This is a genomic window from Lactiplantibacillus paraplantarum, assembly GCF_003641145.1.
Lineage (GTDB): Bacteria > Bacillota > Bacilli > Lactobacillales > Lactobacillaceae > Lactiplantibacillus > Lactiplantibacillus paraplantarum.
Genome location: NZ_CP032744.1, coordinates 925,149 through 949,427 on the forward strand (window position 1 = coordinate 925,149; position 24,279 = coordinate 949,427).

The 24,279-nt window shown below is 45.4% G+C and carries 18 protein-coding genes; 14 read left to right on the plus strand and 4 right to left on the minus strand.

All coding sequences use genetic code 11. The features are described from left to right. Positions 1-50: 50 nt before the first annotated feature. The gene (locus tag LP667_RS04455; protein WP_021730676.1) at positions 51-2,756 is read right to left on the minus strand and encodes a serine aminopeptidase domain-containing protein; all 2,706 of its coding nucleotides are present in this window, start codon (positions 2,754-2,756) and stop codon (positions 51-53) included. A 424-nt stretch (positions 2,757-3,180) separates the two neighbouring features. On the opposite strand from LP667_RS04455, the gene LP667_RS04460 reads away from it, so the two are divergent. The 4 genes from LP667_RS04460 to cydC all read left to right on the plus strand — a co-directional run bounded on the left by LP667_RS04460 (position 3,181) and on the right by cydC (position 9,222). Beyond that, a complete protein-coding gene (locus LP667_RS04460; RefSeq protein WP_021730675.1) occupies positions 3,181-4,620 on the plus strand; it encodes a cytochrome ubiquinol oxidase subunit I in 1,440 nt (479 codons plus the stop codon). Continuing rightward, positions 4,613-5,608: a cytochrome d ubiquinol oxidase subunit II gene (gene cydB, locus LP667_RS04465; RefSeq protein WP_021730674.1), complete on the plus strand. Its 996-nt coding sequence runs from the start codon at positions 4,613-4,615 to the stop codon at positions 5,606-5,608. The genes LP667_RS04460 and cydB overlap by 8 nt, the downstream gene beginning before the upstream one ends. Before the next feature lie 129 nt (positions 5,609-5,737). Continuing rightward, positions 5,738-7,471 (plus strand): thiol reductant ABC exporter subunit CydD, encoded by a 1,734-nt coding sequence (cydD, locus tag LP667_RS04470; protein ID WP_021730673.1) that lies wholly within the window; start codon positions 5,738-5,740, stop codon positions 7,469-7,471. Further along, positions 7,471-9,222 carry a thiol reductant ABC exporter subunit CydC gene (gene cydC / locus LP667_RS04475; RefSeq protein WP_056988402.1) on the plus strand — a complete coding sequence of 584 codons (1,752 nt, stop codon included), beginning with the start codon at positions 7,471-7,473 and terminating at the stop codon, positions 9,220-9,222. Before cydD ends, cydC begins: the two co-directional genes overlap by 1 nt. A gap of 318 nt (positions 9,223-9,540) precedes the next feature. Here the strand turns inward: cydC and LP667_RS04480 are convergent, their stop codons facing one another. Beyond that, positions 9,541-10,515, minus strand: a complete 975-nt coding sequence (locus tag LP667_RS04480) for a L,D-transpeptidase family protein (RefSeq protein WP_021730671.1) — start codon at positions 10,513-10,515, stop codon at positions 9,541-9,543. Positions 10,516-10,792: 277 nt separating this feature from the next. Here LP667_RS04480 and LP667_RS16675 point away from each other — a divergent pair, with 277 nt between their 5' ends. Continuing rightward, positions 10,793-11,002: a hypothetical protein gene (locus LP667_RS16675; RefSeq protein ID WP_131505616.1), complete on the plus strand. Its 210-nt coding sequence runs from the start codon at positions 10,793-10,795 to the stop codon at positions 11,000-11,002. Next, a complete protein-coding gene (locus LP667_RS04485) occupies positions 10,999-11,472 on the plus strand; it encodes an LbetaH domain-containing protein (RefSeq protein ID WP_021730669.1) in 474 nt (157 codons plus the stop codon). The genes LP667_RS16675 and LP667_RS04485 overlap by 4 nt, the downstream gene beginning before the upstream one ends. A 181-nt stretch (positions 11,473-11,653) precedes the next feature. Here the strand turns inward: LP667_RS04485 and LP667_RS04490 are convergent, their stop codons facing one another. Further along, the gene (locus tag LP667_RS04490; protein WP_021730667.1) at positions 11,654-12,631 is read right to left on the minus strand and encodes a polyprenyl synthetase family protein; all 978 of its coding nucleotides are present in this window, start codon (positions 12,629-12,631) and stop codon (positions 11,654-11,656) included. 140 nt (positions 12,632-12,771) lie between these two features. Between LP667_RS04490 and LP667_RS04495 the strand changes: the two genes are divergently transcribed. Next, a complete protein-coding gene (locus LP667_RS04495) occupies positions 12,772-13,686 on the plus strand; it encodes a prenyltransferase (RefSeq protein WP_021730666.1) in 915 nt (304 codons plus the stop codon). Between the two features lie 147 nt (positions 13,687-13,833). Here the strand turns inward: LP667_RS04495 and LP667_RS04500 are convergent, their stop codons facing one another. Next, a complete protein-coding gene (locus LP667_RS04500; RefSeq protein ID WP_021730665.1) occupies positions 13,834-14,808 on the minus strand; it encodes a Gfo/Idh/MocA family protein in 975 nt (324 codons plus the stop codon). A gap of 216 nt (positions 14,809-15,024) precedes the next feature. Between LP667_RS04500 and LP667_RS04505 the strand changes: the two genes are divergently transcribed. From LP667_RS04505 to LP667_RS04535, 7 genes are all read left to right on the plus strand, one after another. Then, the gene (locus LP667_RS04505; RefSeq protein ID WP_021730664.1) at positions 15,025-15,657 is read left to right on the plus strand and encodes a glycoside hydrolase family 73 protein; all 633 of its coding nucleotides are present in this window, start codon (positions 15,025-15,027) and stop codon (positions 15,655-15,657) included. A 50-nt stretch (positions 15,658-15,707) separates the two neighbouring features. After that, on the plus strand, positions 15,708-16,286 hold the full coding sequence (locus LP667_RS04510) for a xanthine phosphoribosyltransferase (protein ID WP_033611415.1): 579 nt from the start codon (positions 15,708-15,710) through the stop codon (positions 16,284-16,286). A gap of 27 nt (positions 16,287-16,313) precedes the next feature. Beyond that, complete coding sequence (locus tag LP667_RS04515; RefSeq protein ID WP_021730662.1) at positions 16,314-16,862, plus strand: DUF2179 domain-containing protein; 549 nt, start codon at positions 16,314-16,316, stop codon at positions 16,860-16,862. 113 nt (positions 16,863-16,975) lie between these two features. Next, positions 16,976-18,145 (plus strand): 5-(carboxyamino)imidazole ribonucleotide synthase, encoded by a 1,170-nt coding sequence (locus LP667_RS04520; RefSeq protein WP_021730661.1) that lies wholly within the window; start codon positions 16,976-16,978, stop codon positions 18,143-18,145. A gap of 637 nt (positions 18,146-18,782) precedes the next feature. After that, a complete protein-coding gene (gene pcrA / locus LP667_RS04525) occupies positions 18,783-21,050 on the plus strand; it encodes a DNA helicase PcrA (protein ID WP_021730660.1) in 2,268 nt (755 codons plus the stop codon). A gap of 16 nt (positions 21,051-21,066) precedes the next feature. After that, positions 21,067-23,106 carry an NAD-dependent DNA ligase LigA gene (ligA, locus tag LP667_RS04530; RefSeq protein WP_021730659.1) on the plus strand — a complete coding sequence of 680 codons (2,040 nt, stop codon included), beginning with the start codon at positions 21,067-21,069 and terminating at the stop codon, positions 23,104-23,106. Continuing rightward, positions 23,103-24,278 (plus strand): CamS family sex pheromone protein, encoded by a 1,176-nt coding sequence (locus tag LP667_RS04535; protein WP_021730658.1) that lies wholly within the window; start codon positions 23,103-23,105, stop codon positions 24,276-24,278. Before ligA ends, LP667_RS04535 begins: the two co-directional genes overlap by 4 nt. Position 24,279 lies beyond the last annotated feature (1 nt).

Sequence of the window (24,279 nt, forward strand, 5' to 3'; positions counted from 1 at the left end):
ATAGTTGTATTAAGGATACCACATTGACAAATTGTGCTGGTAAAAGTTGACTAATTAAAACGTCGCCGAATGTGGGCCCAAAATCCAGTTATTACGGCTAGGAGACTGGCACCTAGCGCACCTAGCCATGACTGAGTTGTCTCGCTTGTTTGTGGGAGACTGGCCGTGGCTTTGGTAGCCGGTGAAGAGACGGAGACCAGATCAGTATTGCTGGTCTCCATTGTCGCGGCAGTGACCGTTGTAGGGGTCGAAACACTTACTTCACGGTCACTGAAATCTTGACGCAGACTAGCTGTGACTGCCGAACCGCTGTCATCGTGGTTAACTAACCAGTCAGTGTTGGTCGTAGCATTTGCAACGCTGATAGTTGAATCATTGGCCTGAGCTTTGATAACGCTGTTCTGATTGCTAGAATGTGTCTCGTTATTAGTGGTCGTCGAATGTGTTGCGTTCACGGTTGTCTCTGGATCACTATCCACTGCGTTACCTGTGTCGGTCAGATCAACATATCCAGTCGTTGAATCGTTACTGGTCTGAGTCTTGTCGGTTGTGTCAGCTACATTATCGTTAGTTGCGGTGTTATCTGCGCTGGTTTGATGATCACTAGTTGTCTCATTAGTCGTCGTGGTCGTTTGAGAATCGCTCGCATCGGCATCAGTGTTGCTAGCAAGACCATTGCCCTGTGTCGAAGAATCAGTCGTTGGCTGGTTGTCAGTCGTGTTCTGATTAGTGTTATCCGGCACTTGATCAACATCGACAGCTTCATCCTCAGCATCCGCTACGGATAACAGTGGTGTTAAGAAAGCTAACAAATGTTGACGGTATTGGAGAATCGCATTATTGGCCGCAGCGTGTCCACCGACCGTTCCTGGTAGGATCCAAACTTCTTGGTCAGCCGAATGATTGGCGGCAGCTAATTCTAATGATTGGGTATATGGAATAAAAGCATCATCTTGGGTATGAATTAAGAGTAGTGGCACGGTAATTTTGCTAGCCGCGTCCGTCGCTGACAAGTCATCGACACTAAAACCTTGTTCCTTGATCAAGCGTGCGTTCATTGCCGCCACGATTTTATCATAAGATAAAAATGGCAAGCTCGTAATGGTTGGTAAAACAACGGATTGAAGCGCGTTAGAAACGGCGCTGATGGCTTTCGTGTACAGCGAACTACCCAGTTCTGGCAAGGTGGCGTACCCGGCATCCGCGACGACGGCTTTCACAGATTTTGAAAGGCCAGGGACCGAGGCTGCTTCTAACACGGTATCGGCACCTAAGGATTGCCCATAGAAGACAACTTGACTATTGGCACCGTTTCGTTCGTCGACCATCTTGACCCAGTTCAACCAGTCATACTTGTCTTGATAACCAAAAGTCAAGTTGTCGCCATCACTTAGGAACTGGCCCCGCTGACTTGGCATTAAGACGTTATAGCCCATGTCATACCAGATCTTAGAAACATAGCCGATCCAATCAACGTGTTCCGTCCAACCTTGACCGATGATGACAGTCTTGGTGGAGTCACCATTTTGGATGTAGTAGGCGCGAACGTTTTGAGTCGGATCATTATATTCAGGCAGGGTCCAAGTCTCTTTAGTGACATTGTCCCACCAAGTCACGGTTGTCGGATAATATTCCTCGGCTGCAGCACGGTCAGCGGCGTAAGCAACTGGATCAAGACCTTCCCACGTGTTAGAAATGTCATAACGGTGTTCGTTCATTTCGGTTCGTAAATTAGAAAGGGTTTCTGAGCCAGTTCCAGTGAAGACGATCGGATAAAGCACGTTGCCCACAATCGTACTAGCAATATCGGTTGGAAGTTCCTTAAGTTCGGCTAGAATTGTCGCTAACTTGGCCTTAGCGGCTGCCAATTTTTCCTGACCGGCTGGCGTTGCGGCTTGATTTGCTAAGTCCTTGATCGTATTAACAACGGCGACGATGTCACTTGCATCTAACGTGACCGTCGTAGTGTCCGTCTTATCTGAGGTGGTCACTTTTTTCCAAGTCACACTGTAAGGACCACTTTGTGTAATCGTGACCGTACTTTTTTGGTTGCCGGTCGTGTCGTTGGTTTCATAGATTAAGCCGTGACCACTGTCACTGGTGGCAGCACTGGCGGCACTTGTGGCCGTGACACTAGTTGGTACCGGCGTAGTGGTCGAATCAGGGTTAGCGCTTGTCGTAGTGGCCATTTTAGTGGTGGTAGTATCAGCAGTTGATTCGGTCGTGGTCGTACTACTGGATTGATTGCCGTTACTAGTGGCTGAGCTAGCGGCTTGTTCATCATCACCGACAGTACTGGTTACCGTCGAACTAGTACTGTCGGTGATACGATTAGTCGCCGTGCTACTAGCACTGTTAGCAACTACAGTGGCCTGGTCAGTAACTGACTTGGTAGTAGCACTAGCATCAGCAGCGCTAGTGTTGACTTGATCCTCGGTATTGCCAGGTGTTGGCTCGCTATTGGAATCGGTCGTTACCTTGTCAGCGTGGCTGGCAGCAGTGGTGAGTGTTGTGTTTGAATCAGTCACCGTTGCCCCGGCGGCTTGACTGAGTTGGCTAGCGACACTCGCGGGGGCATTGGCAGCAGAAGTGGTCGTGGCACTCGTTGGGGTAGTCGTTGCTGCTAGCGCGTTAGTGGTCAGCATTAAGGTACTGCCGAGCCCCGCAATGGTAATCCCCGCATAAACCCAATGTTTGCCATCTTTGAACATTTTATAATGATCAACGGTGGTCGTTTGTTGTGAATTCCTTTTCATGATATTTACTCCTCGTAACGTTTTATTCTATTGCACGTTTAAAAATATAGCACGTCATCGCGCCCTTGTTTGCGTTTTCGCAGGCGAAAATTTTCAAAATAGGGGTTTTTTTAATAACGCCGTCATTTATTTATACTATAAATCTATCCTTGAACTGGTTAACCATAATTATTATTTTTACCGACCCTTGAAAAGGAGGGATGGTAAGCCCTTATCCCAGCTTTTTCTCCAATAATTAATTAGTAAAATGTGAACTTACAAACGAGCAATTGTACTAAATAGTGGCTTTGAAAATTAGCGGCTTTGACTATTTTGGGAATAAAAGTTGAGATTGATTGAAATTTCACTTATCACTTGCTATTATGAAAGGTGAATAAAGTGTTTCCGCTTTCGTAGGGAATAAATTAAAAAAGGGGGGACCATCATGAATCTCGGATTAAGTATTTTATCCTTGGCGCGCTTTCAGTTCGCGATGACCACGGTGTTTCATTTTTTCTTTGTGCCATTATCAATCGGCTTAGCCTTGGTTGTTGCCATCATGGAAACGGTGTATGTCGTCAAAAAAGACGTCATGTACAAGCACATGGCACAATTCTGGGGCCGGATTTTCTTACTTAGCTTTGCCGTTGGTGTCGTGACGGGGATTATACAAGAATTCCAATTTGGGATGAACTGGTCTGATTATTCACGTTTTATGGGTGACATTTTTGGAGCGCCGCTAGCGATTGAAGCGTTAGTTGCCTTTTTTATGGAATCCACGTTTATTGGATTATGGATGTTTGGCTGGGACCGTTTTAATGCCAAGCTCCACTGTGCGTTTATCTGGTTAACGTCAATTGGGACGATGATTTCCGCCATGTGGATCTTAGCAGCGAACAGTTTCATGCAAAATCCAGTTGGTTTTATGATCAATACCAAGACTGGTCGGGCACAAATGACTAGTTTTTCGGCAGTTATTAAGAACGAACAGCTCTGGTACGAATTACCGCACGTGTTGTTCGGGGCCTTTGTGACTGGCTCATTTGTGGTTGCTGGGATGGCGGCGTTTGCATTACTCAAGAAGAAAAACGTCACCTTTTTCCGCAAATCAATTAAAGTTAGTTTGATTGTTGGTTTGATTGCGTCCATCGGTGTAATTGGGATGGGGGATTTACAAACCCGCTATATCATTAAAGAACAGCCGATGAAGTTTGCTGCGACTGAAGGCTTGTACAAAGATTCTGGTTCGCCAGCTTCGTGGGCAGTTATTGAAGGGATGGATACCAAGAATCATAAGGCCAACTGGTCAATTGAAATCCCGTATGTGTTAGACATTTTAAGTTATCATAAATTGTCCGGTAACGTTAAGGGACAAAATACCCTTAATAAAGAATTACATGCCAAGTATGATAAGAAATTTGGCAAGGATATGAATTACTATGTTCCAACCAAGACACTCTTCTGGAGCTTTCGGGTGATGACCGTGGCCGGTGGGCTTTTTGCCCTCATTGCCATTATTGGTTTGTACTTCAATCGCGCTAAGTCAACGCTGATTGAACGCCAACGTTGGTTCCTATGGATTCTTGGTATCTGTACGTTCTTACCATTCGCTGCCAACACGGCCGGGTGGTTAATTACTGAATTAGGTCGTTATCCATGGGTTGTCTATGGCCTGTTGACGATTGCGGATGCCGTCTCACCAAATGTTAGTGTGGCCTCGTTATTGATTTCTAATATCGTGTACTTCTGCTTGTTCAGTGGCTTAGGCATTGTGATGATCGTGTTATCACGGCGTGCCTTACATCAAGGCCCTGACGATTTACTACAAGCTAGTGATGACGCACCGTACGATCCTTATGGTAAGGAGGCGTTCAGTCATGAGTAATCTACAATTTTTATGGTTTATTCTGGTGGGCGTTCTATTCAGTGGTTTCTTCTTCCTTGAAGGCTTTGACTTTGGGGTCGGCATGACCATTAAGAGTTTAGCCCAGACGCGCGCTGAGCGCGATGTTGTGATTCATACAATCGGTCCACATTGGGATGCCAATGAAGTGTGGTTAATTACTGCTGGTGGGGCGATGTTCGCTTCGTTCCCAATGTGGTATGCTTCCTTATTCTCAGGTTTCTATCTCATTTTGTTATTAATTTTAGTCGCGCTTATTATGCGAGGCGTGTCATTTGAATTCCGGAGCCGGATGGAAAGTGACGCTGGTCGTAATTTCTGGGAATGGGCCGCTGCTTTAGGCAGTTTCTTTGCCGCCTTCCTATTTGGCATGATGTTTACCGCGCTGGTCAAGGGCATGCCAATCAATGCTAATGGCGATATGACCGCGCATTTTACCGATTATGTGAACCTGTTCTCAATTGTCGGTGGGGTTGCGGTGACGTTACTGTGTTACTTGCACGGATTGAACTTTATTCGCTTGAAGACAACCGGTACGCTGCGTGAACGAGCACTTCAATGGGCCAAACCATTGTATTGGGTTTTATTTGCTGGTGAAGTCGTCTTTGCGATTCTCCTGTACTTCAATACTGATTTCTTTACCAAAAAGCCAATTTCAACGACGATTTTAGTAGTGGCATTGGTAGCCTTAACGGTATTAGCAACTTGGGGTGTCTATGGTAACCACGAGTGGTTGTCATTTATCAGTAGTGGGTTGTCGTTAATTGACGTAGTAGTCCTATTGTTCAATGGATTATTCCCACGAGTAATGGTTGCCAATAATTCGGCTTACAGCATCCTCATTAAAGATGCGTCTAACTCGCCGTACACATTACACCTGATGACAGTCATCTCATTGTCGGTATTACCGATTATGTTGATTTACTTTATTTGGAGTTATTGGGTCTTCTACAAACGATTGGCATCGTAATTTAAATGCTGATGACGACAGTATTATAGGTGCGGTGGTACAATTAACTCAACAGCACCAACGGGGTCGCGACCTTGGCTAAGTGCCAAGGTCGCGACCCCGTTCATTTTAAGCAGGGAGGGATCGGATGTGTTTGATCCAGCGTTATTTAAACTACCAGGTATGCGCCGTGCAGCGGTCATTCTAGGATTGTTAGCAATCATTGAAGGTGTCTGTATTGTCTTTCAAGCTTACTATCTATCGGTGGCCATTGTTGGTCTGTGGCATTTGCATTCACTGGCGTCGATCAGTCGGCCAATGTTATGGTTTGCACTAGCCTGGGTAGGGCGACAATTATTAGTTGTCGTTAAAAACCGTGTCATGTATCCGCTAGTTGAACGGACGACCGGCGATTTACGGCGCCAAGTTATGCAGAAACTCTACCGACTAGGTCCCGGGTACGTCGCTAAGACTGGGACCGGTAATGTCGTTACAACGGCACTTGAAGGTATCGATAAAGTTCAGACGTACTTGATGTTAGTTGTCATCAAAGTGATTGATATGATGATTATTCCGTGGATCATTTTGATTTATATTGCGTGGTTACGTTGGCGCGAGGCCCTTTTTCTACTAGCTATTTTTCCATTAATTATTTTATTCATGATTATTTTAGGCTACGCCGCCCAAGCAAAGGCTGATAAGCAATACGTTGGTTATCAGCGCATGTCAAACCACTTTGTTGACACGCTACGTGGTTTACCGACTTTAAAGCAGTTGGGCTTGAGTAAGCGGTATGCTGATAATGTGTATCAAGTCAGTGAGGGGTATCGTAAACAAACGCTGGCAGTGATTAAAATCGCCATGTTGTCGACGTTTGCCTTGGATTTCTTTACGACGTTATCGATCGCGGTGGTGGCCGTATTTTTAGGATTTGGTCTCATCAACGGTACAATTACGTTACTACCAGCACTAGTTATTTTAGTTTTGTCCCCAGACTATTTCTTACCGTTGCGGACATTTGCTAACGATTATCACGCGACGTTGAACGGTAAGAATGCTTTCGCCGATGTCCAAAAAATGTTGGCGTTGCCAGTTCCGACTGAGCGTCAGCAACTAGGAACTAAGCCAGTTGAATGGCACGCTGATAGTACGTTAAGTTTACACGATGTTGATTTTAGTTATGATAATAAGCAGCTAGCCTTGCAACACATTAATATTGATGTACAAGGTTATCAACGAATTGGCATTATTGGTGCTTCAGGGTCTGGTAAGTCCACGTTGATCAACTTGTTAGGTGGTTTTTTGACACCGGTTGCTAAGCAGGGTCAAATTCAAGTGAACGGTCAAACAGTGGCCCATTTAAGTCAGGATGCTTGGCAACAGAGTTTCTTCTATATTCCACAAAATCCTTATTTATTTCACGCGACTTTGGCTGAAAATCTGGCCTTTTACCAACCAGCTGCCTCGCGTGTCGCCATTGAGCAAGCTGCTGAAAAAGCGGGATTGAGCGCGTGGATTGCGACATTACCGGCGGGCTTGGATACACCGATTGGTGAGGGCTCACGGGGCGTGAGTGGTGGTCAGGCGCAGCGCATTGCTTTAGCTCGGGCTTTCCTTGATAGTTCACGACGTATCCTATTATTCGATGAACCCACGGCTCACTTAGATATTGAGACTGAGGCAGAATTGAAAACGACGATTTTGCCGGTCCTTGATGACCACTTAGTCTTCTTTGCGACCCACCGATTACATTGGATTAATCAGATGGATTACGTGTTGGTGATGGACCATGGTCAAATCGTCGAACAAGGCACACCGGCAGAATTAGCCGCTCATGACGGGGCGTATGTCCGGTTACGTGATGAAATGGTAGGTGCGATCTAATGAAGAATTTTTTAGCAACTTTTAAAAATGATACTTGGGTCATGCCGTATTTGCGGAAGTATAAAAAGCTGTTAGCATTGACCTTATTCTTAGGCTTAATGACTTTTTTCTGTGGTTCAGCGTTGATGTTCAACTCTGGATATTTAATCAGTAAGGCCGCACGGCACCCATATAATATTCTGATGATCTATGTTCCAATCGTCCTGACAAGGGCGTTTGGGATTGGTCGGCCCGCGTTTCGTTATGCGGAACGAATTACTAGTCACAATTGGGTATTACGGATCGTGTCGGATTTTCGAAAGAAATTGTATCAAGCGGTTGCCAAGCATGCGGTGGCAATCCGTCAGAACTTCCAGACTGGCGATGTTCTCAGTATTTTAGCTGATGACATTGACCATATTGAGAATTTGTATTTACGAACCGATTTTCCAACCGTAATCGCGTGGCTCATGACGGTAATTATTGTGATTGGTCTCGGTTATTTCAGTTGGTGGTTCGGGTTACTGATGTTATTAATGTTAGGGTTGGTCGTTGTGGTGATGCCACTGTGGTCAGTTCTATTGAATGGGGCTCGTGAATCGCGTAGTCGCCAAATTCAACAGGGTTTTTATACCCAGTTGACAGATTCAGTCATGGGACTGGGTGATTGGTTGATAGCGGGCCGACAAACTGATTTTTATGAACGGCAGACTAAACCGATCGAAGCCATTGCAGCATTACGTAAGCAAGACCATCGCTTTCAGTGGTGGCGTGACTTTACGATTCAAATCATCTTTGGCGTGATCTGCTTAGCGCTACTGGTCTGGAGTAGTTTTTACTGGACGACGAATGCAGCTAGTTCTAATTGGATTGCAGCTTTTGTCCTTTCCGTCTTTCCATTAGTTGATGCAATGCAGTCTGTTAGTCAGGGTGTTAGCGAATGGCCAAGCTATCAACGGTCAATCAAACGGGTGAACGCGTTAGATACGACACCTGAAGATGCTCATGATCAGACGGTCTTAACGGAACCGTTTCAAGTTTTGCGGATTGCTGATCTTGATTTTAAATACGCGGAGGGAGGCCACTCAATTTTTGATGGCTTGAATCTGACTTTAAAAGCTGGTGAGAAGTTAGCACTGTTAGGCCCTTCCGGAACAGGTAAGAGTACTTTGCTCAAATTGATTTTAGGTGACTTGACACCGGATACCGGAACGGTTCAATTGAACGATGTCCCGGTTGCACGATTACAAAATCAGCGAGCACAGTTGTTTGGTGTCTTAGATCAACAGCCATACTTGTTCAATACGACCATTATGAATAATGTGCGCATGGGCAACTTACAGGCGACGGATGAACAAGTTAAAGCTGCGCTGAAAGCCGTTGAATTGGAACCGTTGATTGCGACACTATCTGATGGTTACGAGACGGTCGTGGAAGAAGGCGGCGCGCGTTTCTCTGGTGGTGAACGGCAACGGTTAGCGTTGGCCCGAATCTTATTGCAAGATGCGCCAATCATTATTTTGGATGAACCAACCGTTAGTCTTGATCCGATTACTGAGGCCCATCTGCTCACAACGGTGTTCCGAGTATTGCACGATAAGACGATTCTGTGGGTCACGCATCATTTGGCAGGTGTTAACCATGTTGATCAGGTGCGCTTCCTGGAAGACGGCAAGTTTGATATGGCCGGCACGCCGAGCGAGTTGTATGCGAGTGCGCCACGATTTAAACGCCTTTATGATTTAGATCAGGGCCATGACGATTTTGAGTAGTTAGACTATCGTTGTGAATAAGCACTAGCACAAGCGTGGAGGGCATACCTTAATTTCAAACGAACTAGTAAAGGACTTGGCAGTTACTGCCAAGTCCTTTTTAGTACACGAGATTGGGACACAACTAAAAGTGTTCAGTCTCTTAAGAAAAGACTGCTTCTCAATAAACTGAACCCAATTTTTCTGTCAAGCTGGTCGAAATGTGCGCCAAAAGGTGGCTTGCTCCGCTTAACCCAAATTCGGTGACTGGTCCAAGCCCAGGAATAATTGCCGAATTTACGTTAATGCTCGCAAGCAGACCACCTTTTGTCCTACTCGCTAGTAATTTCTTAATTGAGACTGATTTTGAACGTCTACAATGTAAGCCTTAGTGCCTAAGCGGCTGAGTAACGTCCGGACGTCATTGTAATTAATCGAAACGCATCCGGCTGTCGCCCATTGGTTCTTAACGTGAATAAAGAAGCCGGAGCCATTCCGCTGGCCGTGATTATCCATGACGATAGCTAACTGATACTGATTGTGTGGTGCAGCTTTGGTGTAGTTGATCAAATGCTCGTTCTTATTATTAGCCCATTTACGGTTTTGCCAAGTATTGTACTGCCGATCGTGCAGATCTTCAATCCAGTATGAGTTAGACTTGATCTGGCGGTAGGCCATGCCGCTAGTTCGGGCACTGGCAGCCTTACCAAATGCAAAGCTTAAATGGTAAACGCCTTTCGGAGTCGTACTACTACCTTCATGTGAGTTACCAATCCCAGCAGCGCCAATGCGACTAGTCGATGTTAATGTGTTTTTCCAACCAGTCCTGTTTTTTTGCCACAATTTGAGGGTTGCAGTGGACGAGCCATTTTGAATGACCGTAACGATTTGTTGCGCTTTTTTAGCGACTTTCATTCTGGAGACGAGCGTGGCAATCGATGGGGCTGATTTAGGTTTGGTAGGCTTTAAGTAGCCGCTCCAAATCCAACCGGTAGCGCCGTTCTTACTGTTATGAACCCAGTAGTAGCGTACCTTTTTACCATGCATGGTAATGTCAGTTTGTTGCGTCGTTGTCCAGACCGTGTTGCGATAATTTTTTAAGTCATGATTAGCTTTAAACGTCCAGCGATTATAATGACCATTGGCCCTAAACGTATGCGACTTAGTATCGGTCGTATAGTAAGTCTTTTTGGCCGTGGCCTTAGTTGGCGTACGGTGATAGTAAGTATTGGCGGTCGCCGAGACTGAACTCAACATCGTAATTGACGCCACCACCAGTGCGACCCCCAGCAATCGGTTAACCATCTTTTTCATAAAACCCCTCCTGAATAAAAAGCATACCCCGTTATTACAAACTTTATACAGATACTATAATACTATTTATACTCAGGGGATGGTAACTATTTTTAACTAGCCAATCGCTACCATCTAAATAAAGTTGGATGCTAACAGTGTGGATAGTTAGCAGTGGGCATCTTTTAAGGCGCAACAAAGCTAACTCGGGATTCCAATTGGTCGGCTAGCTTTGTATGATTAGGATGTCACAATTGAATTTGCGAGATTGTTTGCATTTTAAACAGGCAAACAATTGATGGAATCAAAAGGGAACGGGACTTATAGTCTGAAAGACTCAGGGGCAGTTAGAACGATGGAAAATGGTGGTTGGTATGATATTGCCGATCCCGATGTTAATGACTTGATGCGGACCGCTAGTAAATTGAATTATCAATTAAATTATGGTGATGCGACGCACTTGAAATTAAGCAACAGCTATTTGGTAAAGCGGATAAATCCAACATGATATTTTTACCAATTAAAGTGGCGACCGGTCAGCATACGTATCTTGGTAGGGGAGCGATGATTAATTACGACTGTGATTTAATTGATCAAGGTCGAATTGAAATTGGTGAGCGGACTTTAATCGGGCCACATTGCCAACTGATTACGATTTATCATCCATTACATGCTGGAAGCCGATCGTTGGGAAAGGTTAAGACTAGACCAATTAAGATTGGAGCGGACTGTTGGATTGGGGCTGGCGGCACTATTATGGGCGGTGGTCATTGGGGCTTTCAAGGCACCAATGATGCGGTTATTTCCGTTAGTCGTGATGGCTCGGTTACAGCAACTGGTGTGGGGACGGCTCAGGTGAGACTAACCTTCGTACAGCCTAATTTTGAGCAGGTTTTAACTGACGCCATTGATTTTACGGTATCTGCTAGTCGGCCAACCACTTCAGTTGCTCATCCTAGTTGGAGACTTGTGGATTAATCAGTAACGCTTTTAAATGGACGATGGGTTCAGCGGAATAACCAACCTTTTGGCGTACGTTTCGACCATCTTGATAGAAAAATTGTGCGCAGTTGCTTGAGAAGTCTTTTAAGAAACTGCGCACAATTAGTTTTGATCTAGACTCGATATTAGTCTGGTTTTGTTACTAAAGTAATCGAAATCAATGGTTACGAACTAGCAATTCTGTGACCAACCGTCGTAAGGTTTGCTGCGTTTCACCGGTTGGTAGTTGGTCGATTAAGTTAAGGGCAGTTTTTGTATAGTGGGTAGCTAACTGTTGGGCCTGCGTGACTCCACCTAGCGCAATGACCTGATCGCGAATGGTAAGCAACTGTTCGTTACTGATGTCATGTCCTGATTGTGGTAGCTGCATTGCTAATTGTGGCGCCGTAGTTAGGGCGTAGATCAGGGGCAATGAATAAACACCATCACGGAGATCATTAAGGACTGGTTTTTGAGTTAAGACCTCATCACCGGCATAATCGAGGACGTCGTCAAGCATTTGATAGGCTAGTCCCATGCGTTCACCAATTTGTTGTGCTAATTTAACAACGTTTGCGGGGGCCCCGGCAAAGTGCGCCCCTTGTTCACAGCTCAGGCTGAATAAACGGGCCGTTTTACCACGAGCAATCGTTAAGTAGTCATCAACCGTCGTTGTTGGATCGAAGTTATGTGCCATCTGGTCAAGCTCACCTTGGAGGATTGACCGCATGGCGGCGGTATTAACCTTGACGTCGTCAGCACTTTTAGCAGCAATTAAAACCTGATCGAAATAGCAAGTGAATAGCAAGTCACCAGCATAGATGGCGTTGCGTTGACCATAATCTTGGTGAATCGTCGTGACGTGGCGCCGTTCGGGTGACTCATCAATCACATCATCGTGGATCAAGGTAGCCACATGCAGTAATTCCATAGCTGCAGCACCGGCGCGTAAACGAGTCGTGTCATGGTCCGGTCCAAACTGACTGAATAAGTAAAAGAAGCCAGGACGCAAAAACTTGCCACCCGCTGCGAGTAAGTCGTGAACCCGGTCGTTAATGGCCGCATTATTAATTTTTACGTTGGTAGCTAGGTAGGGCTTTAAAGCTGCTAATTCTTGTGCGATAAGGCTTTCTGGTTGCCAAATGGTTTGCATCATGATGAGATCCCCCGTTTTTTTGAGATGGCTCCGGGGCGTTTTGACGCCAACACTTGCAGCCAGTCACATTCTAAAATACAATCTATATTAAAGGTACAAATAACTAGTAAGGTTGTCAAACAAAAGGATGGTGTAAATCATTGAAGCCAAAAGTGTTTCTTGAATTTGTTGAAATTAAATCATTGATTGCGAGCGTGTTACCGTTCGTTTTGGGGAGTATGTACGCTTATTACAATTATCATCAGTTGCATCTTGGGTATTTATTGCTATTTTTTATTGCCTCGTCACTTTTTCACATGGCGACTAATGCGAATGATAATTATCAAGATTTTCTACACGCGCCTCGTAATGATGACAACCAAGAGTTTTTGCAGGAAACTAACGTGGTCGGTGTCAATCAAATCTCCATTGGCCAGGCACGAACGATTACATTTGGGTTAGCAGGAATTTCCCTAATTATCGGGCTATGGTTAGTGACCCAAACAGGGTTGCCATTATTATGGATGGGCTTGTATTCATATGCGGTTGGTTACTTTTACGCCGGCGGTCCCAAGCCGATTTCACAAGGCCCATTCGGTGAGTTCTTCTCTGGTTTTACGATGGGTTTCATGATTTTTTGGATTGCCGTTTTTATTAATACTTATGACACAGCTGCTATCACGTGGCAGTCAACACTTGCTGTTTTGATTGCTTCAGGCTTGGCGATTTTTGCAATTTCCAACATTATGTTAGCTAATAATATTTGTGATATGGATGAAGACATTGCGCTGGGGCGGCATACGATTTTGTATTATCTTGGTAAACCAGTAATGCTCCAAGTGTTTGCCTGGAGTTACGTGGCTGGATACGCTTGTTTGGTGATGGCCGTTTTCATGGGGGTACTCCCCAAAATGAGTCTATTGACGTTGATCAGTATCATTCCGGTCTGGAAAAATACGCGGGTTTTCATGCACAGGCAAGTCAAACGCGAGACCTTCACGATTTCAATCAAAAATGCAACGTTGATCTGTCTTTCTTTTATTGTCTTTATGGGCTTGGGCTTGATTTTTAATTAATTTCTTGATGAGTGCGTTTTAATTTAAAGTAGTTGCAATATTAATCTTAACAATATTGCGTACTAGCAATCCTAAAACACTGCAAAAAGCAGCCTGAAAATCGTGGCATCGCACGGTATTCAGGCTGCTTTTAAATAAAGTTAGGAACTAGTTTTCAAAGGGATAGCGGTAATCCCACTGCGCGCGAGCGGCGGTCATGACATCCATGACGTCAGTTGTTTTGGCAAGACTTGTATTGTGAAGTTTGCCAGCAACCATTTTTTGCATATCAGCAATTTCATAATTCATGGCGTTAGTGCTGTCACCAGCCGTAATTGTCTCAGCGTGTCCCGCATTATCCGTGAAAGTGGCACTGTCAGCACGTGGGTAAGTATCAACGGTAAAGTAGCCATTTTCGTACGCTACAATTCCCCGCTTAGGCATCTTGGCTCGGAAAGTTAAGGCGATGGTTGCCAGTTCATCGTTGGCATTTCGTAACGTGATTGTTGAGGACTCGTCGACGCCACTACTGAATCGGTGCATGGTCGTCCCAGTAATGTATGGCGTAGCAGTCAAGAATTCTTCAACGAAGGCAAGGGCGTAAACGCCGATGTCCAGCAGAGCACCACCGGCCAAGTCGGGATTAAAGAAGCGATTAGTGGGATCAGGTTCTTTAAAGCTCCCAAAACTAGCTTGAATCATCTTTAAATCACCCAGATGACGTTCGGCAGCGAAATCATGGAGTTTCTCATATAGTGGCATATGGTAGAGCGTCATCGCTTCTGCTAGGATCAAGTGATTGCTAGCCGCGACTTCTTTGGCAATGGCGAGCTGGTTACTAGACATGGTGATTGCTTTTTCACTGAGCACGTGTTTACCAGCGCGTAAGGCGGGCAAAATTGTGTCGATGTGATAGTTATGCGGTGTTGCAACGTAAACGATGTCAACTTGTTCGTCAGCCAGTAAATCGGCTAAATTGCCATAGGCTTTAGGAATATTGTGCTCGGCCGCAAAGGCACTTGCTTTTTTCTGCGAACGCGAACAAACAGCGTAAATCTCCCCATCAGGCTGATTGAAATATTTAACGAAACTGTGTGCGATGTTACCAAGGCCGACGATGGCCCAGCGATAAGTTTTCGACATTAAAAGATTCCTCCTAGAATTAATCGAATGTGAACACTTACATTTTAGCAAAAAAATAAAGAATTGGCGCTGGATAATCATGTAAAATTAATTCAGAAGTCGGTAAAATAGAGTGTGATCGGTGATGAGTCAGCTATTATTTAGTGTTCAGCGGGATGTATGGCACAGATTAACAAGCACAGGATGTAATGGGATTACTAGAAAGGGGGGCGTAACGTGGCAGTTAAGCGGCGGCGACCGCGTCGAAAGCAGCGGTCACAATTATTTGTTAAAAAGGGCCGCCTCCAATGGGTCAATATCTTATTAGTCATTACGGCAATGGTTGGTATGGTCTGGTATATTCAGCATAATTGGGCGGCTAAATCACAAGTGACGACGACCGCACCAACGACGACGCATACTGCGTTTATTAAGAACTTAGTCCCGGCTGCTCAACAACTCGACCAACAATATCATGTCTTGGCGAGCATCACACTGAGTCAAGCAATTCTAGAATCAGATTGGGGTCAAAGCACTAATGCGACTGAAAACAACAATTTGTTTGGTGTTAAGTCCGCATCGGGACGATTGATGACGACACAAGAATATTATGATGGCGCCTATCACACGGTCAAGCGCCGCTTTGCAGTCTACGATAGTTGGCACGCGTCGCTTGTCGATCATGCGAAAAAGTTGGCTTATGGGACAACCTGGGATTCCCAGCACTACGCCGCAGTTATTAAAGCCACTGATTATCAGACGGCCGCCCAAGCATTACAGACGGCTGGCTATGCGACTGATCCAAGTTATGCACAAAAATTAATTAATATTATTCAAAAATATGACTTACAACGGTATGATAGAAAGTAATCAAACTAATTGCAGTATTTTAATGTCGGTTATAATTCTAGGAGGGTACTATGCGAGAACTTGAAGAACGTATTTTGAAAGATGGTCGGGTGCTTCCCGGTGAAGTATTGAAAGTGGATGGCTTTTTGAATCATCAAGTTGATCCTGACTTGATGTTTGCCATGGGAACGGAATTTGCCCACTTATTTCAAGATGCTGGTGTGACTAAAATCTTGACGGTGGAATCATCAGGAATTGCGCCGGCAGTCATGGCTGGGTTAGCTATGCACGTGCCCGTCGTGTTTGCGCGTAAGCACAAATCGGTGACGTTAATTGATGATTTGTATACCGCCGAAGTGTATTCTTACACTAAGAAGACGTCTAACCATATCTCGATTGCGAAGAAGTTCTTACAGGCGGATGATCAAGTCTTGTTAATTGATGACTTCTTAGCCAATGGTCAAGCGGTTCAAGGGATGTTTGAGATTTGTGACAAGGCCCACGTCAAAATCGCGGGGGTCGGGATCGTGATTGAAAAGGTCTTCCAAACTGGTCATCAACTGATTGCTGATCGAGGTGTCCGATTGGAATCATTAGCCCAGATTACGTCATTTGATGGTGATCGGGTACACTTTGCTTCGGAGGACTAGGATTAAGCTAAGAAAGCGGGGATTGTGATGCACGTTGACATTGGGATGCTCGTCCTTATTTTTGTCATCAACTTTGCTTACATTACGTTAAATACTGTCCGTTTTCTACTCGTAATGCGTGGGTACCGGTATTTTGCGGCATTTGCGAGTGTGATTGAGATTACGATTTACGTGTTAGGATTGTCGCTTGTCTTGGATCGGCTGCATAATCCGATTAACTTAGTCGTATATGCGTTAGGCTACGGTGTCGGGGTGTATGTTGGTATGGTGATTGAAGATCATTTGGCATTAGGTTACACGATGATTTCAGTTATTTTACCTGATCCCAAGTCGTCATTACCTGGGGTGCTTCGCGAAAATGGTTTTGGGGTGACACAACATGCCGCTTACGGCTTAGAAGGTGAGCGGTTAGAGCTAGAAATATTGGCGCCGCGGAAGAATGAGCGCCGGCTATACGGCTTGATTAAGGATGCTGCACCCAACGCGTTTGTGATTGCCTATGAGCCACGCTACATTTCTGGTGGGTTCTGGCTCAAACGGGTCAAGCGCCGGAACGCCCGCCGAAAAAAGCAGTGATAAACTTGCAACCATGCGCGTCAGCAAGTATGATTGTTACAGGATAATGTACGCTAAAAGTGATTCAATAATCAGATTATAATTATTTAAAGCATAGGAAAGTAGGGACTGAAGTGGACAACTCGATTTTAAACCCAGGTGGTACGCTTGGCATTATTGGAAGTAGTACTAATGGTGTTGGATTAGTAATTGCCGCGCGTAATGCTGGCATCAATGTCGGGGTATACGGCGATAACGAAAATACTGAGACCATGGAACTGGCAGATTTTCGCGTTGTCGGGGCCCTCAATGACCAACAACAGTTACAAAATTTTGCGGAACGCTGCGATATGGTGACTTATGAATCGGAAACCATTGATGCGTCGGTCATTAAGTTTTTGGCGGCCCACACCCGGGTTCCCCAAGGTGCCGATGCGCTAGAAATTACGCAAGACCGCTCTTTGGAACGGGCATTTTTTAGCCAACTTAATTTGAACGTAGCACCGTCAGCCACAATCGTGAGTCTGGATGATGTCTACCAATCAATTGGCTCAATTGGTTACCCAAGTATTCTGAAGCCGATTCAGAAGGGCTTGGGTCAGAATCGACAGCTCGTCATTAAGACGCAGACTGATATTGTCAAGGCAGCTGATCTGTTGGATTGGGGCACCTATTTGTTAGAGTCACTGATCCCATATGATAAAGAACTCTCCGTGTTTGGTGCCAAAAGTGGTGATACGACAGCGTTCTTCCCAACGGTTGAGAACCGGTATCGCAATCACGAGTTGGTTGCTTCGATTGTCCCGGCGCAAATTGATGCGGCGGTGAATGATGAAATGTTGCGGATCACGAAAGAAATTAGTGATAACCTGAGTTATACTGGTGTCTTTGAAGTCGCCTTCTTCTTAACGGAGAGTGGTAATCTGTATGTGAAGCGCATCGTCCCAGCTATGCACCAAGCTGGGTATGTGTTTGAACGGGCAACGAATATCAGTATGGCTGAACAACATTTGCGAGCAATCGCAGGGTTGCCGTTGATGCCGGTCAAACAATTGATGCCCGTAGTTGCAGCCTACTTTACGCCAGCTCAGGAGAGTGGTATTCGGACACAGTGGCAGATCAAGACTAACTGGTTCTTTAACTTCTACCACCGGACACTGTTACAAGCGCACCGAGCACCGGTTGCTGGTCATGTGTTAGTGGAGGCGCCGAGTGTCAAGGAAGCGCTCGAACAGATTGAAGATACCAGTATCTGGCAGTTTGGTAAAACGACACCGGCTGATAACGACACCGAAGCCGAGTAGGCCATGGGTGGGTGCTGTAACTAATGAAAACACGGGCGTTACTAAATAATTAACCGTGTTCGGCTAGTTAATTTGTGTCATGAATAATGATTAAGACATGCTATTAACAGGATTCTTATTCGTCGCTTGGGTAATTGGCATAACTATCTGCAAGTCGGCATAGGGTACACTGGCTAAGCTAGTTTAATAAACTTCAGCTGGTCGCTTTTGGCCTTAAGAGCCAGCATGGTTGTTTGATCATCGTTCACACTCAATAATAATTTGCACGCACAATACGTAATATTAAAATATAGCTATTCAAAGCAGGGCACTAGCAGTTAAGGCAAGCGGTCTTGAATGAGTGGTGATTAGAATCCAATTTATTTATGAATTGGATTCTTTTTTGTGCGGGCAAGGGTTCAAGCACAGGCGCTTAGCTTGAGTATTAACTGTCAACGAATGAATGACTTAAGGTATCTTAATATTGAAGCTAATCCGTTTTCTTGTGAATGCCAGATGTTGTAAAATTAATATGGGTGTCACTGCGTATGGTAAAACCGTGATTTTGAGGAGTGATGATGACCTTAAAGTTCAGCAATCACGGCCAAAATTTGCTATAATGTTTGGTGACTGATTTTTAGAAAGGGTGGCGAACAGCGTGTCGAAAGAAAGCCTATTGGCAGGAATGAATGACAAGCAACAGGAAGCCGTTTTAGACACAGAAGGACCGCTACTAATTATGGCCGGTGCGGGCTCAGGAAAGACCCGGGTACTGACGCATCGGGTAGCTTATTTAATTGAAGAACAAGGGGTCAACCCTTGGAACGTTTTAGCAATTACCTTTACGAATAAGGCCGCTCGTGAAATGCGTGAACGGGTCGGTAAGTTGCTAGGTGAATCGGCGCAGGAAGTATGGGTTTCGACGTTCCATGCCCTGTGTGTCCGAATCTTACGACGCGATATTGAACAGATTGGATATAACCGGGCCTTTACGATTGCGGGAACCAGTGAACAACGGACACTAGTTAAACGAATCCTGACGGAACAAAATATCGATTCGAAAAAATTTGATCCACGTTCGATTTTATCCGCAATTTCAAATGCTAAAAATGATTTGCAGACGCCAGAAATGTACAAAGAATCGGCTGCAAGTCCTTTTGAGAGTGTCGTGGCGGATGTTTATTTGCAATACCAGCGTGAGTTGGCCGCTGATCAAGCAGTTGATTTTGACGACTTGATTATGTTGACGATTCAGCTATTTAAACAGAATCCTGAAACGCTGGCGTGGTATCAAAATAAATTCCATTATATTCACGTGGACGAATATCAAGATACGAACAATGCGCAGTATACGTTGGTCAACATGTTAGCTGACAAGTATAAGAATTTGTGTGTGGTTGGGGATGCTGATCAGTCAATCTATGGCTGGCGGGGTGCCAACATGGAAAATATTCTTGACTTTGAGAAGGATTACCCGCAGGCCGACACGGTCATGTTGGAACAAAATTACCGTTCGACCAAGACAATTTTGTCGGCGGCGAATGCAGTTATTAACAATAATTCAACTCGGCGGCCCAAGAAGTTATGGACCGAAAACGAACCGGGTGACAAGATTTCCTATTATCGTGGTCAAAGCGAAAGTGACGAAACGCACTTTGTGATTGCGAAGATTCAAGAAAGCATGCAGGCGGATAAGCTTGATTATGGTGACTTTGCGATTCTTTATCGGACAAACGCACAGTCCCGGGTTATGGAAGAATCCCTTGTTAAGGCGAATATTCCGTACACGATGGTCGGTGGCAATAAGTTCTATGATCGTAAAGAAATTCGGGATGTCTTATCCTACTTAACCTTGGCTGTGAACGACCAGGATTCGATGAATTTTGAACGGGTCGTTAACGAGCCTAAGCGGGGCATTGGTCAGACGAGTGTTGAAAAGTTACGGTTATTTGCGGACGAAGCAGGTTATTCTATGTTGGAAGCGGCTAGCAATGTCGATATGGCTAACGGTATTTCGGCGCGTGCTAAAGGTGCGTTGGCGAAGTTTGCAGCGACAATGAACGAATTGCGCGCCATGCGGGAATACTTGTCTGTGACGGACCTGACGCAAGAAATCCTTGACCGTACGGGCTACATGAAGGCCTTGAAAGATGCCAAAGCAACAAAATCATTAGAAGCGCAAGCACGGATCGAAAACATCGAAGAATTTTTGTCTGTGACGAAGCAATTCGATGACAGCTATCAGCCAGAAGATGAAGATAGTGATAAGTTTGTTGACTTTTTAGCGGATTTGGCACTAGTTTCGGACGTTGATAACGTTGAAGAAGAACCTCAAGCAGTGACGTTGATGACGTTGCACGCGGCGAAGGGGCTAGAATTTCCAGTCGTCTTCTTGATTGGGATGGAAGAAGGAATCTTTCCACTCTCACGGGCAATGATGGACGAAGATGAGCTAGAAGAAGAACGGCGACTAGCTTATGTTGGGATCACGCGAGCTGAGAAGAAACTGTACTTGACTAACGCGTACTCACGGATGTTATATGGTCGGCGGCAGAATAATCCCGCTTCTCGTTTCGTTGAAGAAATCGAACCAGAATTGCTCAAAAATGAAAATACGTTGGATGGCGCTAGTAGCACTGGCCCCAAAGTCCCATTTGGTGCGGATCGTGAACGTCGCGCCTTTACACCATCGTATAAGAAGAATCCTGTTGGTACGCGGGCCACGGTCAAAAAGGCGAGTGGTACGGGTGCTGATAAGAATAGTTGGTCGATTGGTGACAAGGTCAAGCATCGTAAGTGGGGCACTGGAACAGTTGTAAAAGTAACGGGTGCCGGTGAGGATGCTGAATTGGATATTGCCTTTAAGTCTGAAGGAATTAAGCGGTTATTAGCAGCATTTGCACCAATCCAAAAAGTACAGAATTAGTTAGGAGGACTAGCTGATGGCGGACAAACCCAACACAATGACCGTTGAGCGAGCAGCTGATGAAGCGGCCACTTTACGGCAAACGTTAAATGAATGGCGTCGGCAGTACTATGACGAAGATGCGCCGAACGTGGAAGACAATGTCTATGATCAACAGTATGAACGGTTAGTGGAACTTGAACAAACCTTTCCACAACTAGTTACGCCGGATTCGCCGACCCAGTTAGTTGGTGGCACGGTTAAATCAGGCTTTGATAAAGTGACTCACGAGATTCCAATGTTGTCACTGGGTGACGTCTTTTCACAAGCTGAATTGCAAGAATTTGTGGATCGCTTGGAACAAAATGTCGGTCATCAGGTCGATTATAATTGCGAGTTGAAGATTGATGGGTTAGCACTGTCATTACGTTACGAAGATGGCGTGCTCGTTCAAGGATCAACGCGTGGTAACGGTACGGTTGGCGAAGATATTACGACTAATATTAAGACAATCAAGTCAATTCCCCAGCGCTTGACGCGACCACTGACCATTGAGGTACGTGGCGAGTGTTACATGCCGAAAGCGGCGTTTGCTGCCTTAAACGAACGGCGGGAAGCGGCGGGCGAGCCAGTCTTTGCCAATCCGCGGAATGCGGCGGCTGGAACCCTAAGACAGTTGGATTCACGAGTTGTGGCGGAACGCCAATTGAGTACATTTATGTATAACGTTGCGGATTATGAACCATTGACAGCGCGGACTCAGAGCGAGATGTTGACCGAATTTGCGGATCTAGGTTTTGCCATCAATCCAGATTTTAAAGTGGCCCATTCGATGGCTGACGTCTTTAGTTACATTGACCATTATCAAAATGAGCGACCAGAATTGGCTTACGGTATTGACGGCATCGTGATCAAAGCTAATCCGTTACCACTACAACGTTCGCTAGGTGCGACGGTTAAGGTACCGCGCTGGGCCATTGCTTATAAGTTTCCACCTGATGAGCAACCAACCCAGCTAATCGACGTTGAATGGACCGTTGGACGGACGGGGGTGGTTACACCTACTGCTGTGATGGAACCCGTTCAATTAGCTGGGACGACCGTTGCCCGTGCTTCTTTACACAATCCCGATTACGTGGCGGCGAAGGATGTGCGCATCGGGGATACCGTTTTACTGCATAAAGCGGGTGATATCATTCCCGAAATCTCATCGGTTGATCTAACCAAACGACCTAAGGATGCCCAACCGTTAGTTATTCCAACGAATTGTCCATCCTGTGACGCACCACTGGTTCATTTGGAAGATGAAGTAGCTTTGCGGTGTATTAACCCGAAGTGTCCCGCTCAAGTCCAAGAAGGATTGGTCCACTTCGCTTCCCGCAATGCGATGAATATTGACGGCCTCGGCCCACGGATTATTGCGCAGCTATACGCCAATCAGTTAGTCAGTGATGTTGCCGGTCTATATCGGTTAACTAAAGAACAACTCTTAACATTAGATAAAATAAAAGATAAATCTGCTGAAAAGCTCTTGACATCAATTGACCGTAGCCGTGATAATTCACTTGAACGGTTATTGTTCGGTCTTGGTATTCGGCACGTCGGTGCTAAAGTGGCGCGCTTAATTGCGCAACATTTTGGTACGATCGAAGCGTTGATGGTGGCTAGTCAGGAAGAAATTGCGGCGATTGATTCAATGGGTGACGTGATTGCTAACGCCGTGGTACAGTACTTTGAAAGCGACGAAGTGCATACGTTAATCAGTGAATTGCAAGCGGTCAATGTGAATACCACGTATCAGGGCCCTAGTGCCACCGTGGCAGCAGATAGTAATAGTTGGTTTGCAGGTAAGCGGGTCGTCTTAACGGGTAAGCTGGAAAGCTTTACCCGGCCAGATGCGACTCAGTGGCTACAAGCCCACGGCGCCACGGTAACGGGGAGTGTCTCGAAGAAGACGGACCTCGTGATTGCAGGTAGCGATGCCGGAAGTAAGTTGCAAAAAGCACAGCAGCTGGACATTACCGTATGGGATGAAGCCCGGTTCAGCGAAACAATGAGGGAGGATACACAAGCGTGAATGTCAAACGCATACGCACGATGGGTCTAGTAGCAGTGGCTGCCATTGTTCTAGCCGCCTGCGGTAATTTAAAGAATTCGTCCTTTGGGTCGACTAGTAGTAGTACGACAACGACTGGAACGAAAACAACGACCACCACTGGAACTGCTGATAGCGAGTTCTATCAAGGGGTGATCAAAAATGGCCGTTATCGGACGAGTAAGTCCCGAGGCGTCGTGGTCTCACAAAATGATAACGTCATGAACTTGAAGAGCTTTGAAAGTGGCTTATTGGACGTGTCTAAAAAAGTCTTTCCAACGAGTAAATACGTCTTCCAAGAAGGTCAGTATTTAAGCTCATCGACGGTTGAAAATTGGCTTGGACGTAAATCAAGCAGTAATTCAGAAGGGTTGAACCCGGAGAATAATGGTAAGAAGGATCCGAATACTCGGAACCCAATTTACTTACAACAACTTGAAGAACAAGATTACATGGTTCAAAATGGCAGTAAGCTGTCACTTGGTGGTGTAACGATTGGCTTGGGAATGAACTCGGTCGATTATTATACGAAGGTTGAGTATGGCGCCACTTATGAAACCAACATTTCAACGACCGAGTTAACGGCGCAAGGTAAGAAGATGGCCAATACTGTCCTGCAACGCCTACGTCAACGTTCAGCTTTGAAGAATGTGCCGATTGTGTTGGCACTTTATAAGCAATCTTCCAATGATAGCTTAGTTGGGGGTGACATGATTGCTTATGCCGTCTCCAAGAACGGTTCAACTTCGATCTCGAACTGGACGTCGTTGAACTGGAAGAATTATGTCTTCCCAGCGACCTCTGAATCGAAGAACTCGGGTGCTAATAGTAATGATGAGTCGGACTTTAGTCAGTTTAAGTCCCACGTGCAGAACTTCTTCCCGAACTTGTCTGGTGTAACAGCGAATGCTCATTACAAGGACAAGTCGTTGAGTAAATTAAGTGTTAACATCACGACTAAGTTCTACAGTGAAACGGAAATTATTAGCTTTACGCAGTACTTAGCCACGGCTGCTAAACGTTATTTACCATCCGGTGTGCCGGTTGAGATTACGGTCAAGAGTGCCAATGGCGATATTCAAAGCTTCCTGGCCAGAACAGCGAAGGGCAGTTCTTATTACACCCATGTCTTTAGTGACCAGGGCGACGATTAAT

Bases quoted from the DNA above. Each gene is read 5' to 3' on its own strand.
- LP667_RS04485 (WP_021730669.1), top strand. From the start codon at position 10,999: ATGATATTTTTACCAATTAAAGTGGCGACCGGTCAGCATACGTATCTT.
- LP667_RS04500 (WP_021730665.1), bottom strand. From the start codon at position 14,808: ATGTCGAAAACTTATCGCTGGGCCATCGTCGGCCTTGGTAACATCGCA.
- LP667_RS04490 (WP_021730667.1), bottom strand. From the start codon at position 12,631: ATGATGCAAACCATTTGGCAACCAGAAAGCCTTATCGCACAAGAATTA.
- LP667_RS04455 (WP_021730676.1), bottom strand. From the start codon at position 2,756: ATGAAAAGGAATTCACAACAAACGACCACCGTTGATCATTATAAAATG.
- cydB (WP_021730674.1), top strand. From the start codon at position 4,613: ATGAGTAATCTACAATTTTTATGGTTTATTCTGGTGGGCGTTCTATTC.
- LP667_RS04515 (WP_021730662.1), top strand. From the start codon at position 16,314: ATGCACGTTGACATTGGGATGCTCGTCCTTATTTTTGTCATCAACTTT.
- cydC (WP_056988402.1), top strand. From the start codon at position 7,471: ATGAAGAATTTTTTAGCAACTTTTAAAAATGATACTTGGGTCATGCCG.
- LP667_RS04510 (WP_033611415.1), top strand. From the start codon at position 15,708: ATGCGAGAACTTGAAGAACGTATTTTGAAAGATGGTCGGGTGCTTCCC.
- LP667_RS16675 (WP_131505616.1), top strand. From the start codon at position 10,793: ATGGAATCAAAAGGGAACGGGACTTATAGTCTGAAAGACTCAGGGGCA.
- LP667_RS04460 (WP_021730675.1), top strand. From the start codon at position 3,181: ATGAATCTCGGATTAAGTATTTTATCCTTGGCGCGCTTTCAGTTCGCG.
- ligA (WP_021730659.1), top strand. From the start codon at position 21,067: ATGGCGGACAAACCCAACACAATGACCGTTGAGCGAGCAGCTGATGAA.
- LP667_RS04480 (WP_021730671.1), bottom strand. From the start codon at position 10,515: ATGAAAAAGATGGTTAACCGATTGCTGGGGGTCGCACTGGTGGTGGCG.